Raw genomic sequence first — 15,602 nt, forward strand, 5'->3', positions numbered from 1 at the left:
CCGCCCGCCGCAGGTGACGGAGTGCGGCGAGCGGCGGTGGCCCGGTCTCAGTGCGTGCCGCCCGCCTCCTGCACCGCGTACGCCTCGACCTCCCACAGCGAATAGCCGAACGCCGTCGCCCGCTTCTCTCCCTGGACGCGCACGAAGCGCGCGTCGGGGGCGTCCATGCGCACCGACTCCACCCCGCCCTTGCCCTTGGCGACGACCGCCGCATCCCGCCAGGTGCGCCCGTCGGGCGAGACCTGGATCCGGTAGCGCGCGGGGTAGGCGTCCTGCCAGTGCAGCACCAGCCGCCCCAGCCGCACCGGCCTGGCCAGCTCCAGCTGCCACCAGGCGTCATCCTTGGGCGGCGAGGACCAGCGGGTCTTCGGGTCGCCGTCGACGGCTGCCGAGGCCGGGAAACGGGCCGTCTCGTCCCCCGAGGAGGACGCCTTCGCCCCGTGCGCCAGCTCCTCCCCGCCGGTCTGCGGATACGCCCGGACGGTCACCGACCGCTCCTGCCCCGCCAGGCCCACGGTCACCGTGAAGGTCCGCGCCGGGGAGCCCGCGGGCACCGAGATCTCGACGGGGGCCGTGGCGACGCCGCCGCGGGCCACGGTCAGCTCCTCCGGGGCCTTGACGGTGACGCCCTGCGGGGCCTTGACGGTGAGCCGCTCGCGGACCGTCTCCGGCCGCCGGTTGATCATCCGGGCCTCGACCACCGCGGGCTTCCCGCCGGCCTCCGTGTCCGTGTCACCGTGCGTGAGCTCGAAGTCGGCCGTGGGCGTGTCGGCGAACCACGGGGCGATCTCGTGCACGGGCGGCGGCGTGCCCCCGTCCCAGACCACCCGCAGCGCCTCGGCCCGCACGCCCTTGCCCGCGACCTGGGTCCAGCCGGTGTCCGACAGCGGGCCGAGCGGCCGCCAGCCGCCGCCGGCGGCGTCCCGCACCTCGACCGTGCCGCGGACCCCGGGCGCGGGGTCGGTGAGCACGGTGACGGCGGTCAGCGGGTGGGGCTCGGGCAGCCGCGCGGTCAGCGGGGCGTCCGGCTGCGGGGTCACCGCCGTGGCGGGGGCGCCGTCGGTGGCCCGGCCCGCGGTGCGCAGCGGCCGGTCGACGCCGGTCCAGCCGTTCGCCGCGGCCAGCGCCCGGTCCAGGAAGGGGCCCAGCACCCCGGCGCCGACGGTCGCCCGGTTCGCGGCGATGCGCTGCCGCAGCCGCTGCACGTCGAGCTGGGCGCGCCACGCCCCCGCGCCGTCGCCGTGCGCCTGGGCGGTGAGCATGTCCACGGCCCGCGTGCCCGCCTCGCCGTACCGGGCCAGCTGGTCCAGCCAGGGCCGGATCTCCCCGCCGAAGGTGCCGGAGAGCGTGCCCGGCACCCCGGCCATGGTGCGGAAGGCGGCGCGCAGCCGGTCGGCGGCCTCGTCCGTCCTGGCCGCGTCCGTGCCCGACAGGGCCGTCCAGAACCCCTCCAGCAGCGGGCGCAGATACGCCGACTCCTCGCCGCCCAGCACGGACGAGGCGTCGTTCCCGGCGAGGGCGCGCAGCGCCTCCCGGGTGCCCGCCTCCGGCCCGGCCAGGTCGTCGACGGCCGCCTGCCAGGACTCGTCGGGGCGGTAACCGCGCGGGTTCCAGGCGTAATCGGCGGCGGTGAACAGCGGGATGCGGGAGGCGACGGGCTGGGCGGAGGCATTGGCGAGCAGCGCGCTGGAACCGGTGGCCACCGCCGGTTCGCGGCCGGTGTACGGGCCGAGGAAGATACGGTCCTGCGCGAAGTCGTTGACCGGGTAGTTGTCCATCGTCATCAGCGGGTGCCCGAAGGCGGCCCGGGCGTCGGCCAGTTCGCCGCCCGTGATGGTCTTCGGCACCACCCCCACGCCCGTCCACGCCACCTCCACCCGCGGGTCGAGCGCCTCGGCCAGGGCGCGCCGGAAGGCGGTGCGCCCGTCCTGGTAGTACTCGGTGGGCAGCAGCGACAGCGGGGCCGCCTCATCGCCCTTCTGCGCCAGGTGCCGGGCGAGTTCGCCCGCCACCTTCGCCTGCGCCTTGGCCGCCGCCTTGGGCCCGGAGCCGAACGCGTCGGCGTCCGCGTCGCAGTGCCACTCGCTGTAGCTCACGTCCTGGAACTGCAGCTGGAAGGCGCGCACTCCCAGCGCCCACATGGCGTCCACCTTGCGCTTGAGCGCCCGCATGTCGGCGGCGGAGGAGAAGCACATCGCCTGACCCGGCGAGAGCGCCCAGCCCAGCGTCACGTGGTTGCGGCGGGCGCGCTCGGCCAGCGCCCGGAAGTCCGCGCGCTGCCCGGCCGGATAGGGGTCGCGCCAGCGCGCCAGCCGGTAGGGGTCGTCGCCGGGCGCGTAGAGATAGCGGTTCTGCTTGGTGCGGCCCATGAAGTCCAGCTGCGCCAGCCGCTGCTGCTGGGACCAGGGCTGCCCGTAGAAGCCCTCGGTCAGCCCGCGGACGGCCGTGCCGGGCCAGTCGCGGATCAGCGCGCCGGCGAAGGCGCGGCCGCCGCCCCGCTCGACCGCCAGCTGCCGCAGGGTCTGCGCCGCGTGGAAGAGCCCGTCCGGTCCGACGCCCGCCAGCGCCACGACGGGACGGCCGTCCAGCTGCCCGGTGGCCAGCCGGTAGCCGCCCGTCGGCAGGTCGGACACCGGCGCCGCGCCCAGAGCGCGCAGGGCGTCCTCGGCGGCGCGCCCGCCCGCGTAGACGATCAGGCCGCGGGGCGGGGGAGTGCCGCCGGGCTCGGCGTCGACGACGGTACGGGCTCCGGCGGACCGCAGCACCTCGCGGAGCGCGTCGATCGCGTACGGATCGGTGCCGGCGTCGGCCATCAAGGTGACCTCGCCGCTGATCTGGGCGTCCGCTCCCTGGCCCTGCGCCTGCTGGGGGCGCGGCCACACGGGCGGCAGGGCGGCGGAGCCCTCGCGGTCGGGGCTGCCGGCGGCGGCCGCGGCATCGGCCGGGCGGGGATCGGCGAGGGCGTCGGTGGCGCTGCCCAGCAGTCCGCCGAGGAGGGCCGCGGCCAGCACGGTCACGCCCGCCCGCCGGGGGCGGCCGGTGCCCAGGCGGCCGGTGCCGACGGCACGGCCGGACGGCCGCGCCCCGCCGTCGCCCGTACCGGGTCCGTACGAGGGGTCGTTGCCCGGGAACCGCACCGCCTTCTCCTCGCCCCTAGCCGTCACGCCGTGGGCGACGAGCCCATCACCAGGCGCAGGGCGTGTCAACGCAGGTGACCGAACTGCCGGTAATGCCCGGCGCGTCGGCGTCCGGCGGCGATGCGGAAGTGACCGGGAAGTCCACCAAAGGGACGTCAAATCGACATCAGGGAACGTAATGTGTCGACGCATGCCCCCGGTGGGTAGGGCAGAGGCATCCGGCACGGAGCGAGCAGTCGACGGACGGCCACGGAGGTCTGGATGGGCAGAGCGCGCCTTGCCGAGCTGCACGGTGTCGCCACTTCCTACGAGCCCGCGCCCGGCCGCACCGTCCAAGTCCCCGAGGACACCGTCGTCACCGTCCTCGCCGCCCTCGGCGTCGACGCCTCCACCCCCAGGGCCGTCCGCGACGCCCTCGAAGCGCACGAACTGGCCCAGCGGGGGCGGCTGCTGCCCCCCACGGTCGTCCTGTGCGAGAGCGGCAAGCAGCCGCCGCCCGGCCTGCCCGAGGGCACGGTGCTGCGCGTCGACACCGAGGACGGCCGCTCCCTCGCCTGGGACGGCGGCGAGCCCCTCCCGCTGGGCACCCATGTGCTGCGCGCCCAGGCCCCCGACGGACGGTCCGCCGGCACGCCGCTGATCGTCGCCCCGCAGCGGCTGCCCGCACCCCCCGAGCGCGGCCACGGCTTCCTCGTCCAGCTCTACTCCCTGCTGTCGGCCCGCTCCTGGGGCATGGGCGACCTCGGCGACCTCGCCGAGCTCGCCGCCTGGTCGGGCCGCGCCTTCGGCTCGGACTTCGTCCAGGTCAACCCCCTGCACGCGGCCGTGCCCGGCCGGCCCACCGACCCCTCGCCCTACCGCCCCTCCTCCCGCCGCTTCCCCGACCCGGTGCACCTGCGCGTCGAGGAGATCCCCGAATTCGCCTACCTCACCGGCCCCGCCCGTGAGGAGGCCGGCCTGCTGCTCGCCCGCGCCGCCGCCCTGCGCGACGCCGTGCTGCGCCAAGGCCGGCACATCGACCGGGACGCGGTGTGGGATCTCAAACGCCGGGCGCTGGAGCTCGTCCGGGCATGCCCGCAGACCCCCGGCCGCCGCGCCGCCTACTGCGACTTCCTCGCCGAGGCGGGCCAGGCCCTCGACGACCACTCCACCTGGTGCGCCCTGGCCGAAGTGCACGGCCCCGACTGGCGCTCCTGGCCGGGCGGCCTGAAGGACCCCCGCTCCTCGCGCACCGCCCGCGCCCGCGGCGAGCTCCTCGACCGCGTCGACTTCCACTGCTGGCTCGCCTGGCTCACCGACGGGCAGCTGGCCGCCGCCCAGCGGGCCGCCCGGGAGGCGGGGATGCGGATCGGCCTCGTCCACGACCTGGCCGTCGGCGTGCACCCCTCGGGCTCGGACGCCTGGGCACAGCAGGACGCCTTCGCCGCCGGGATGTCCGTCGGCGCGCCCCCCGACGCCTTCAACTCCCTCGGCCAGGACTGGGGCCTGCCGCCCTGGCGCCCCGACGCCCTGGCCGCCACCGGCTACGCCCCCTTCCGCGAGCTGCTGCGCGGCCTGCTGCGGCACGCGGGGGCGCTGCGCATCGACCATGTGATGGGGCTGTTCCGGCTGTGGTGGGTGCCGCAGGGCCTCGATCCCCGGCGCGGTACGTACGTGCGCTACGCCGCCGAGGCGATGCTGGGCGTCCTGGCCCTGGAGGCGCACCGGGCGGGCGCGGCCGTCATAGGGGAGGACCTGGGCACAGTCGAGCCCGGGGTGCGGGAGGCGCTGGCCGAGCGGGGCGTGCTGGGCACCTCGGTGCTGTGGTTCGAGCGGGATTACGCAGGGGGCGCCCGCCGCCCCGCGCCGCTGGAGCCCGAGCGCTGGCGCCCCGGCTGCCTGGCCACCTCCACCACCCACGACCTGCCGAGCACGGCCGCCCGGCTCACCGGCGACCACGTCGAGCTGCGGCACCGGCTCGGCCTGCTCACCCGGCCGCTCGCGGTCGAGCAGCGCGAGGACGCCACCGGGATGGCGGAGTGGCTGGCGCTGTTCGGGCGGCTGGGGCTGCTGCCGGAGGGGCCGGCCGATGAGGAGGCGGCGGTCAAGGCCGTCCACCGCTTCCTGCTGCGCACCCCCGCGCGGATGGTCGGCATCTGGCTGCCGGACGCGGTGGGCGACCGCCGCCCGCAGAACCTGCCGGGCACCTGGGACCAGTACCCGAACTGGCGGCTGCCCGTCGCCGGGCCCGACGGGCGCCCGCTGTCGCTGGAGGAGCTGGCCGCCTCGCCCCGGCTGCACGCCCTGATGGACGAGATGATCAGGTCCGGCGGCCGCCGATAGGCCACCCCGGGCGCGCGGGCCTCACGGCCGTCCTATACGTTGGGGCCGTGAGCAATAAGGTCAACAAGAACGCCGTGCGTGCCGGTGCCGTCTCCGCAGGCACGCTGCTGATGCTGCTGATGTCGTCCCCCGCGTTCGCGCTCACCCGCGACGACGGCGACGACCCGGGCCCGGGCCTGAGCGCGATCAACACGCTCGGCCTCTACGTGGCCGCGCCCCTCGTCCTCTTCCTCGTCATCGCGGGCCTGACCATGGTGCTGGCCAAGCACTCGGACAACGCCCACACCCACGACACGCACTACCCGCGCACGACGCGCTGACCCCGACGCATCCTTAGGGTTTCCGCCCGGTGCTCCCGGCCCCCCGTGGCCCGGGAGCACCGGGCGTCGTGCGTGCCCGGCCGCTGATCACGGCACGAGGACCAGCCGCCCCCGCATGCCGCCCTCGGCCAGTCGCCGGTGCGCGCGGGCGGCCTCCGCCAGCGGCATCGTGTCCGCGACGCGCAGGGTCAGCCGCCCGCTTCCGGCGAGGTCCGAGAGGCGGGCGAGCCCCGCACCGTCGGCGGCGACCCAGTGTTCGGTCACCGAGATCCCCCGCAGGGGGAAGGGCGCGGCCCCGGCGACGACCGAGACGAAAGCCCCCCGGTTCCGCACCGCCCCCAGCGCGCGCACCCCGGTCACGGCGGCGTCGGCCACCGCGTCCACGCCCTGCGGGACGAGCTCGCGGACCCGGTCGGCCAGGCCGTCCGAGCGGGGGACGAACCACCGTGCCCCCACCGTGCGGACGAAGTCCTCGTCGCCCGTGCCCGCGGACGCCACCACATGGATGCCGCGCTGCGCGGCCAGCTCCACGGTGAAGCCGCCCACCGCGCCCGCGGCACCCGTGACCAGCAGCGTCGACCCCGGCTCCAGGGCGAGGGCGTCCAGGGCCTGCAGGGCGGTGAGGCCGCCGAGCGGCAGCGTGGCGGCCTCGGCCGGGAGCACGCCCGAGGGGGCCGGTGCGACGGCGGCGGCGTCCAGGACCACGTACTCGGCGTAGGTGCCGAGGCTGACGTCGAGCCGGTCCCGCAGGCCGGTCACCCGGTCGCCGGGGACGAACGCCGTGACCCCCGCGCCGGCTTTGTCGACGACCCCGGCGACGTCCCAGCCGATGCCGGTGACGTCACGGGGCGCCATCAGCCCCGCCGCGGCCAACTGCCCGGACCGGGTCACCGCGTCCACCGGGTTGACGGCGGCCGCCTCGACGCGGATCCGCACCTGCCCGGCGCCCGTCGTCGGTACCGGCACCTCCACCGTCTCCAGGGCCTCCGGTCCGCCGAACGACCGCACCACCACCGCGCGCATGGCCAACTCCCTTGTCGGTTGCTTGTTTTCCCGTCCCCTGCGACCTTAAAGAGAGCTACTCTCCACAGGGAAGTAGGCACTTCAAAGTGCGTACCGAACGCGAAGGGAAGCCATGTCATGCCCACGGACGCCGATGCCCGCGCCGCCTATGACGCCTATCTCGCCGAGTGCCCCGCACGGCAGCTCCTCGCCCGCATCGGCGACAAGTGGGTCAGCCTCGTCGTCAACGCCCTGGCCGACGGCCCGCGCCGCTACGGTGACCTCGCCCGCACCCTGGTGAGCGTCAGCCAGAAGATGCTCACCCAGACGCTGCGCAACCTCGAACGCGACGGCCTCATCGCGCGGACCGTCACCCCCTCGGTGCCCGTCCGGGTCGACTACGCCCTCACCCCGCTCGGCGAGAGCCTGCTGCCCCTGATGCGGGCGATCAAGACATGGGCCGAGGATCACATGGACGACGTCCTTGTGGCCCGGGCGGGCTACGACGCGGGCGCCGCGGCCGGCTGACGGACCCCGGCTCCGGGGTCCCCCGTTTGCCGTTTACGGCACCCTTAACCTACGGTGTCGTAACCTACGGATCCGTAAGTAAGATCGTCCCCGCCAGGAGCTGTCTGTGACCATCGCCCCCCTCCGTCACCACGCCCGGGCCGTGTGGAGCGACAGCCGGCTGCTGTATGCGCTGGAAGAGGTCGTCGAAACCGAGCTCAACCGGCACCTGAAGGTCGCCAAGGAATGGATGCCGCACGAGTACGTGCCCTGGAGCGACGGCAGGAACTTCGACGGCGTCATGGGCGGCGAAGCGTGGTCCCCCGAGCAGTCCAAGGTCACCGACATCGGCCGTACCGCCCTCGTCGTCAACCTGCTGACCGAGGACAACCTCCCCAGCTACCACCACGAGATCGCCTCGCTCTTCGGCCGAGACGGCGCGTGGGGCACCTGGGTGCACCGCTGGACCGCCGAGGAGGGGCGGCACGGCATCGTCATGCGCGACTACCTGCTCACCTCGCGGGCGGTCGACCCGGTGGCGCTGGAGCGCTTCCGGATGGAGCACATGAGCGAGGGCTTCGAGTCCGACAACCGGCACAGCATGCTGCACTCGGTCGCCTACGTCGCCTTCCAGGAGCTGGCCACCCGCATCTCGCACCGCAACACCGGACACCACTCCGGCGACCCGGTGTGCGACCGGATGCTCGCCCGGATCGCCACCGACGAGAACCTGCACATGGTCTTCTACCGGAACCTGCTGGGGAAGGCCTTCGAGCTCGCGCCCGACCAGACCATGAGCGCGGTGCGCGACGTCGTCGTCGGCTTCCGGATGCCCGGCCACGGCATCCCCGGCTTCGAGCGGGCAGCCGCCCAGATGGCGATCGGCGGGATCTACAACCTGCGCATCCACCACGACGACGTGCTCCAGCCGGTGCTGCGCTTCCTCAAGGTCCTGGAGATCGGCGGGCTCGGCCCGGAGGGCCTGCAGGCCCAGGAGGAGCTCGGCCTGTTCATGGCCGGCCTCGACGAGCAGGCCGTGAAGTTCGACGAGCGGCGCGAGGCGCTGCTGGCCCGCAAGGCGGCGCGGGCCGCACAGCAGGGCTGAGTAGCTGAACATGCGCGAGGGCGCCCCGGGCCGAGCAGGCCCGGGGCGCCCTCGCTGTATGTGCCGTGTCAGGCTGCCGCGTCAGGACGTGGCGGCCGCGTCCGCGGCCTGCGCCTTGAGGGCGCGCTCGACGCCCGAGCGGCACTCCGTGACCAGTCGGCGCAGCGCCGCGCTCGGCTCGGCGGAGGCCAGCCAGGCGTCCGTGGCGTCCAGGGTCTCCTGGGAGACCAGCAGGGAGGGGTAGAGCCCCACCGCGATCTGCTGGGCCATCTCGTGGCTGCGCCGGTCCCAGACGTCCTTGACCATCGCGAAGTACTTCTCGCTGTAGGCGGCGAGGAGCTCGCGCTGGTCGCTCTGCTGGAAGCCGCCGATGACCGACTCCTGCACCGCGTTGGGCAGCTTGTCGGACTCGACGACCGACGCCCACGCCTTGGCCTTCGCCTCGGCCGTCGGACGCGCGGCCCGTGCCCAGGCGGCGTGCTGCTCGCCCGCGGAGGTCTTGTCGCGCTCCAGCTCGGCGGCGATGGCCTTCTCGTCCGCACGGCCGGTGGCCGCCAGTCGCCCGAGCAGGTCCCAGCGCAGCTCGGTGTCGACCGCCAGACCCTCGATGATCTTGGTGCCGTCGAGCAGCGCGGCCAGCAGGTCGAGCTGGGCGTCGGTGCGGGCGGTCGCGGCGAAGGCGCGCGCCCAGGCCAGCTGGTGGTCGCTGCCCGGCACGGCCGAGTGCAGGCCCTCCAGCGCGGCCTCCGTCCACTTCGCCAGGCCCGTCTCGCGCCAGGTGGGGGCGGCGTAGAGGTCGAGGGCGAGCTTGACCTGGCGGTGCAGCGACTGCACCACGCCGATGTCGGACTCCTTGGCGATGCCGGAGAGCACCAGGTCCAGGTAGTCGCGGGTGGCCAGCTCGCCGTCGCGGGTCATGTCCCAGGCGGAGGCCCAGCACAGGGCGCGCGGCAGGGACTCGGCGAAGTCGCCCAGGTGCTGGGTGACGGTGGCGAGGGACTCGGCGTCCAGGCGGACCTTGGCGTACGACAGGTCGTCGTCGTTGAGCAGCACCACAGCCGGGCGGGCGCGGCCCACCAGCTGCGGGACCTCGGTCAGCTCGCCGTCGACATCCAGCTCGATGCGGTCCTTGCGGACCAGCTTGCCGCTCTCGTGCTCGTAGAGGCCGATCGCGATGCGGTGCGGGCGGAGCGTCGGCTCCCCCTTGGCGCCGGCGGGCAGCGCCGGGGCCTGCTGCTTGACGGCGAAGGAGGTGATGACGCCGGCCGCGTCCGTGGTGATCTCGGGGCGCAGGACGTTGATCCCGGCCGTCTCCAGCCACGCCTTGGACCAGGCCTTGAGGTCACGGCCGGAGGTCTTCTCCAGCGCGCCCAGCAGGTCGGACAGGCGGGTGTTGCCGAAGGCGTGCTCCTTGAAGTACGCCTGCACGCCGGAGAAGAACTCCTCCATGCCGACGTAGGCGACGAGCTGCTTGAGGACGGACGCGCCCTTGGCATAGGTGATGCCGTCGAAGTTGACGAGCACGTCGTCCAGGTCGCGGATCTCGGCCATGATCGGGTGCGTGGACGGCAGCTGGTCCTGCCGGTACGCCCAGGTCTTCATGGAGTTGGCGAAGGTGGTCCAGGAGTGCGGCCACTTCGAGCCCGGTGCGTAGGCCTGGCAGGCGATGGAGGTGTAGGTGGCGAACGACTCGTTCAGCCACAGGTCGTTCCACCACTCCATGGTGACCAGGTCGCCGAACCACATGTGGGCCAGCTCGTGGAGGATGGTCTCCGCGCGCAGCTCGTACGCGGCGTCCGTCACCTTCGAGCGGAAGACGTACTGGTCGCGAATGGTGACCGCGCCGGCGTTCTCCATGGCGCCCGCGTTGAACTCGGGCACGAAGAGCTGGTCGTACTTGGCGAAGGGGTAGGCGTAGTCGAACTTCTCCTGGAACCAGTCGAAGCCCTGCCGGGTGACCTCGAAGATCGCGTCCGCGTCGAGGAACTCGGCGAGCGAGGGACGGCAGTAGATGCCCAGGGGGACGCTCTGCCCGGTCGCCTTGTTCTCGTAGGTGCTGTGCACCGCGTGGTAGGGACCGGCGATCAGGGCCGTGATGTAGGTGGAGATGCGCGGCGTCGGCTCGAAGCGCCAGACTCCCCCAGACTCCGTCTGGGGGTGCCCCCGGTCCGCCGGGCGCTCGGGCGTCGGCGAGTTGGAGATGACGGTCCAGCCCTCGGGGGCCTTCACGGTGAACTGGAAGGTGGCCTTGAGGTCCAGCTGCTCGAAGGAGGCGAAGACGCGGCGCGCGTCCGGCACCTCGAACTGTGTGTACAGGTAGGCCTGCTGGTCGACCGGGTCGACGAAGCGGTGCAGGCCCTCGCCGGTGTTGGTGTACGCGCAGTCGGCGACGACCCGCAGCTCGTTGCGCCCGGCGGCCAGGGCCGGCAGCGCGATCCGGCTGTCCTGGAACACCTCGGCCGCGTCGAGCGAGGTGCCGTTGAGCACCACCTCGTGGACGGCGGGTGCGACCAGGTCGATGAAGGAGGCGGCGCCGGCCTCGGCGGCGTCGAAGCGCACGGTGGTCACCGACCGGTACGTGCCGCCCTCCTGCGCGCCGGACAGGTCGAGCTCGATCTCGTAGGAGTCGACGGTGAGCAGCCGCGCCCGCTGCTGGGCCTCTTCGCGGGTCAGATTCGTTCCGGGCACCAGTGCATCTCCTTAACATCGCGGCTTTCCGGTCATCCTTCCACGCCGTCGCGCTGAGTGGTGGTTCGTACGCTGACGGCGGAGGAGGGGTGTGGAAACGCCACGGCCGGGCACCCTTGGGTGCCCGGCCCGGTGTCCGGCGGTGCCGGGCGGGGGTCCGCCCGGCGGTGGTGTCAGCCGCGCAGCTCCGCCGCGACCAGCTCCGCGATCTGGACGGCGTTGAGCGCGGCGCCCTTGCGGAGGTTGTCGTTGGAGAGGAACAGCGCGAGGCCGTGCTCGACGGTCTCGTCGACGCGGATGCGGCCGACGTAGGAGGCGTCCTTGCCCGCCGCCTGGAGCGGGGTGGGGATCTCCGAGAGCTCGACGCCGGGCGCGCCGGCCAGCAGTTCGTAGGCGCGCTCGACGCTGATCGGACGCTCGAAGCGGGCGTTGACCTGCAGCGAGTGGCCGGAGTAGACGGGCACGCGGACACAGGTGCCGGAGACCTTGAGCTCCGGGATCCCCAGGATCTTGCGGGACTCGTTGCGGAGCTTCTGCTCCTCGTCGGTCTCGAAGCTGCCGTCCTCGACGATCGCGCCGGCCAGCGGCAGCACGTTGAAGGCGATGGGGCGCTTGTAGACACCCGGCTGGGGGAAGTCGACGGCCTCGCCGTCGTGGGTGAGCTCGGCGGCCCGGTCGGCGACCTTGCGCACCTGGCCGTCCAGCTCGGCCACGCCGGCCAGGCCGGAGCCGGAGACCGCCTGGTAGGTGGTGGCGACCAGCGCGGTCAGCCCGGCCTCCTCGTGCAGCGGCTTGAGGACCGGCATGGCGGCCATCGTGGTGCAGTTCGGGTTGGCGATGATGCCCTTGGGGCGGTCCGCGATCGCGTGCGGGTTGACCTCGGAGACCACCAGCGGCACCTGGGGGTCGCGGCGCCAGGCGGAGGAGTTGTCGATCACGACGGCGCCCTGGGCGGCGACCTTCTCGGCGAGCGCCTTGGAGGTGGCGCCGCCGGCCGAGAAGAGCACGATGTCCAGCCCGGAGTAGTCGGCCGTGGCCGCGTCCTCGACGGTGATCTCGGTGTCGCCCCAGGGCAGCGTGGAGCCGGCGGAACGCGCCGAGGCGAAGAGCCGCAGCTCCGTCGCCGGGAAGGCTCGCTCGGCGAGGATCTTGCGCATGACTCCGCCGACCTGACCGGTGGCTCCGACGATTCCGATCCTCACGAGGGCTCCTCTTGGCTGATCTGGTGCTACCTCTCCCATCATGCGGGGAGACCCGGCCCAAAAGTCCAATCCATTGCCGTGGGACGTCCGAGGGGCGGACGCGTCGCCGCGCCCGCCCCACGCACCGTGATCGTCCGGTCACTGCTGGGCGGTGACCCCCAGCGTGTACGGGTTGTCCAGCAGCGGTGAGGTGCGGCGGGACTCGACCTCGATCTCCCAGACGCCGGGCAGCGGGTTCGCGTACGAACGCTGGTCCGGGCGGCAGGTGTTGGCCGGGTTGGGGTAGTTCGGGTAGCAGTTGGGCGTGGAGGTCGGGTCGACCGGGACGCCGTAGGAGTTGATGGCGATGAACCGGGTCTGGCTGCCCGAGGCCAGGCCGCTCATCGCGACCTCCAGCGACTTCGCGCCCTTGGGGACCGTCACGAAGTACGACGTCGTCGCGTTGCGCTGCACCGAGGCCGACTTCTTGACCGCGTACGACGGCTTCGCCAGCGGCTCGGCCACGATCACGGTAGCCAGGATCTGCTTGTCGATGCCCTCGGTGCGGTCGTCGTCGACGGTGAGGATCGCGCTGTGGATGCCCGCGGCCTTGGCCTTGGCCTTCACCTTGACGGTCACCGGCTTGTTCAGCGGCAGCTTCACCTCGTCGTCACCGGCGAGCTTGAACGTGCCGTCGTTGTTCTTCCACTTCAGCTCGTGCCACACCGGCTTGTCCGGGCCCGAGGTGCGGGTGATCACGACGTCGTAGGTCCGGGTCTCGCCCGCCTTGAGGCCGCCCTCGCGGTCGTAGATGCCGGTGCCGTGGCCGGGCGTCTTCAGCTTGGAGGACAGCGCCGTGGAAACCGGCGCGTCGACCGTGTAGTCGTGCGCGGTGGCGTGGTCGCGCAGCGACTCCCAGGCGTCCTGGATGTCGATCAGGCCGGAGCCCTGCTCGTACGCCTGGGCGCCCTTGATCTGCCTGGCCGTGGAGGTCAGCGCCGTGCGCAGATCGGCCGGGGTGAGCTTCATGTGCTTCTGCTTGGCGGCCGAGATCAGCAGCGCCGAGGCGCCCGCGGCCTGCGGGGAGGCCATCGAGGTGCCCTGCAGCATGCCGTAGCCGGGCGGCAGCTCGTAGCCCGCCTCGGCGACCGGCGCGCCCGGCTCCCAGGTCGGGATGGTGTTGATCGACGCGCCCGGCGCGGTGATCGTCGGGGTGAAGCCGCCGTCCTCGCGCGGGCCGCGAGAGGAGAAGGGCATCATCGCGTACTTGGTGCTCACCTCGGAGCCGTAGTTGGCGGCCCAGGTCTCCTTGGAGACGGAGGCGCCCACGCTGACGACCTTGTCGGCCAGGCCCGGGTCGCCGATGGTGTTGGCGCCGGGGCCGCTGTTGCCCGCCGAGATGACGAGCTGGACGCCGTAGGTGTCGATCAGGCGGGTGTAGAGCTCGGAGCGGGCGTTGTTGCCGTCGTTGAGCGCGGGCAGCCCGCCGATCGACATGTTGACGATGTCGACACCGTGGTTGACGACGAGGTCGATCATGCCCTCGGTCAGCGCCACGTTGGTGCAGCCGCCGCTCCAGGTGCAGGCCCGGGAGGAGACGATCTTCGCGCCGGGGGCCGCGCCGTTCATCCTGCCGCCGAACAGCCCGTTGGCGGCGGTGATGCCCGCCACGTGCGTGCCGTGCTCGGACTCGATGACGCCGATGTTGACGAAGTCGGCCTTCTTGCCGGCCCAGGAGGCGCCCTTCGGGTCCATCGGCACGTCCTTGCGGATCTGCACCGTGAAGGGGATGCGCTCGGCGATCGGGGTCTTGGGGTCGTCCTTGCCGAAGTACCCGATCTGGAAGCCGTCCTTGTACGGCTTCATCTCCTCGTCGTCCGTGAAGTTGCCGTCGTCGTCGAGGTCGACGCGGACGGTGCCCTTGGCCTTGTCGTAGAGGACCGCCCAGGAGTCGGTGGTGTCGCCGTCCCGGTTGAGGTCGCCCTTCATGTCGCCGCCCGCGGTGACGTCCTCGCGGAAGAGCGCGACCTGGTACGAGCCGTTGCCCGGCGCCGTGTAGGTGCGGCCGTTGAAGGAGAAGCTGGGGCCCGAGACGTCCGTGGTCATCGGCAGCCAGGTGCCGTCGTCGTCGGTGAGCGGGTCGGTGGCGGTGACCCAGTCGACGATCTTGCGCTCGCCGGTGGTGGTCTTCTGCAGCGCGGGGTGCGCGACGTCCACGCCGGAGTCGAGCACTCCGATGGTCACGCCGCGGCCGTCGGCCTTGGGGTGGTCCTCGACGAAGCCGACCGCGCCCGTCTCGAAGGCGGGCTGGTAGGGGTTCTTGGCGGGCGTCTTCCCGTCCGGGCCCGGGTACTTGCGGGACTTGGCGGGCTTCGCCGCGCCTTGGGCGACGTCGCCGCGCGGCGTCGGGTCCGGGAGCTTGATCTCCTGCTTGAGGTCGATGCCGTGCACCGAGGAGAGCTTCTTCGCCTCGTCGATGGCGGTGTCGGCCTGCACGGTGGGCACGGTGGCCCGGACGTAGCCGAGCTTGTCGTAGGCCTGGCCCACCGAGGCGCCGGCGATGCCTTCCAGCTTCTTCTCGACCTGGCCGGTCTTGCCGGGAGCGGTGGCGATCATCATGGTGACCGTGGAGTCGCCCCGGGCCTTGGCCTTGGCCAGCAGGGCGGCGTCCTGCGAACCGAGCTTGGCGGGGGCCGACTTGGCGGGTCCCCGGCCGGCAGCGACGGTCCAGGGGTCGTCGTGGGCGAAGGCCGGCACGGCGCCGGCGGTGGTCAGCGCGGCGACCAGACCGGCCGCGACGGCTATTCGCGCCACGCGTCTCGCGCCGTCGGCCGGCGCGGTGTTCTCGGATGCGGGGGTGGTCATGAACATCCCTGGGTGGAAGAAGTGAACGGCTGCCGAACGGCAGGTCCGGATTTCGGAGCCGGATGAGCGATCACTTTTATGGAAGTGACGGAGGTTTGGGGAGAGTTGTCAGGGAAGGAAAGTAAGGATGGCGTAAACCCGCCACGCGCCACACGGGATGAAGCAGGACGGAGGCCGTGAAGCGGTCATGGTTGTTCCCGCAGCTCAGGAGGTGTAGGACAAACGGACTACACCAGCCGCCCCAGCACCGGCGCAGCCCTTCCCAGGCGGGTGAACGCTGAATGAGCGTCAGCACACCAGGGGACGAGTGGTGTATGTCAGTTCGCAGTAGCCAAGATCGATGTGAGGTGATCGGCGGCGGCCGTTGCGGTCATGTTCACGCCCAGGTCACCCGCGCTGCCAACGATCCTCACTGACCGGGGCCGCAGCCCGCCCGCCAGATCGCCTGCCTTCGCGTTCGCACTCGGGGAGACCG

The 15,602-nt window shown here is 72.9% G+C and carries 9 protein-coding genes; 4 read left to right on the top strand and 5 right to left on the bottom strand.

Going from position 1 to position 15,602, the window contains the following annotated elements:
• Positions 1 to 47 precede the first annotated feature (47 nt).
• Positions 48 to 3,047, bottom strand: a complete 3,000-nt coding sequence (locus FHS39_RS07125) for a beta-N-acetylglucosaminidase domain-containing protein (RefSeq protein WP_246470044.1) — start codon at positions 3,045 to 3,047, stop codon at positions 48 to 50.
• A gap of 351 nt (positions 3,048 to 3,398) precedes the next feature.
• Between FHS39_RS07125 and malQ the strand changes: the two genes are divergently transcribed.
• Together malQ and FHS39_RS07135 are read left to right on the top strand one after the other, a co-directional pair.
• Entirely contained in the window at positions 3,399 to 5,459 is a 2,061-nt protein-coding gene (malQ, locus tag FHS39_RS07130) for a 4-alpha-glucanotransferase (protein ID WP_184347401.1), read from the top strand.
• A 47-nt stretch (positions 5,460 to 5,506) separates the two neighbouring features.
• Complete coding sequence (locus FHS39_RS07135) at positions 5,507 to 5,779, top strand: hypothetical protein (RefSeq protein ID WP_045933534.1); 273 nt, start codon at positions 5,507 to 5,509, stop codon at positions 5,777 to 5,779.
• Positions 5,780 to 5,866: 87 nt separating this feature from the next.
• On the opposite strand, the gene FHS39_RS07140 is transcribed toward FHS39_RS07135, so the two are convergent.
• Positions 5,867 to 6,802 (bottom strand): NADP-dependent oxidoreductase, encoded by a 936-nt coding sequence (locus tag FHS39_RS07140; protein ID WP_184347403.1) that lies wholly within the window; start codon positions 6,800 to 6,802, stop codon positions 5,867 to 5,869.
• 117 nt (positions 6,803 to 6,919) lie between these two features.
• On the opposite strand from FHS39_RS07140, the gene FHS39_RS07145 reads away from it, so the two are divergent.
• Together FHS39_RS07145 and FHS39_RS07150 are read left to right on the top strand one after the other, a co-directional pair.
• Entirely contained in the window at positions 6,920 to 7,309 is a 390-nt protein-coding gene (locus tag FHS39_RS07145; RefSeq protein WP_184347405.1) for a winged helix-turn-helix transcriptional regulator, read from the top strand.
• 106 nt (positions 7,310 to 7,415) lie between these two features.
• The gene (locus tag FHS39_RS07150; RefSeq protein ID WP_184347407.1) at positions 7,416 to 8,393 is read left to right on the top strand and encodes an acyl-ACP desaturase; all 978 of its coding nucleotides are present in this window, start codon (positions 7,416 to 7,418) and stop codon (positions 8,391 to 8,393) included.
• A gap of 81 nt (positions 8,394 to 8,474) precedes the next feature.
• Here FHS39_RS07150 and pepN read toward each other — a convergent pair whose 3' ends face one another.
• From pepN to FHS39_RS07165, 3 genes are all read right to left on the bottom strand, one after another.
• Positions 8,475 to 11,081 carry an aminopeptidase N gene (pepN, locus tag FHS39_RS07155; protein ID WP_184347409.1) on the bottom strand — a complete coding sequence of 869 codons (2,607 nt, stop codon included), beginning with the start codon at positions 11,079 to 11,081 and terminating at the stop codon, positions 8,475 to 8,477.
• A 173-nt stretch (positions 11,082 to 11,254) separates the two neighbouring features.
• Entirely contained in the window at positions 11,255 to 12,283 is a 1,029-nt protein-coding gene (locus FHS39_RS07160) for an aspartate-semialdehyde dehydrogenase (RefSeq protein ID WP_184347418.1), read from the bottom strand.
• Between the two features lie 138 nt (positions 12,284 to 12,421).
• Positions 12,422 to 15,127 (bottom strand): S8 family serine peptidase, encoded by a 2,706-nt coding sequence (locus tag FHS39_RS07165; protein ID WP_425507746.1) that lies wholly within the window; start codon positions 15,125 to 15,127, stop codon positions 12,422 to 12,424.
• Positions 15,128 to 15,602 lie beyond the last annotated feature (475 nt).

This window comes from Streptomyces olivoverticillatus (assembly GCF_014203555.1).
Classification (GTDB): Bacteria; Actinomycetota; Actinomycetes; order Streptomycetales; family Streptomycetaceae; genus Streptomyces; species Streptomyces olivoverticillatus.

Excerpts from the sequence above, each read along its gene's own strand:
- malQ (WP_184347401.1), top strand. The coding sequence starts at position 3,399 with ATGGGCAGAGCGCGCCTTGCCGAGCTGCACGGTGTCGCCACTTCCTAC.
- FHS39_RS07140 (WP_184347403.1), bottom strand. The coding sequence starts at position 6,802 with ATGCGCGCGGTGGTGGTGCGGTCGTTCGGCGGACCGGAGGCCCTGGAG.
- FHS39_RS07145 (WP_184347405.1), top strand. The coding sequence starts at position 6,920 with ATGCCCACGGACGCCGATGCCCGCGCCGCCTATGACGCCTATCTCGCC.
- FHS39_RS07165 (WP_425507746.1), bottom strand. The coding sequence starts at position 15,127 with ATGACCACCCCCGCATCCGAGAACACCGCGCCGGCCGACGGCGCGAGA.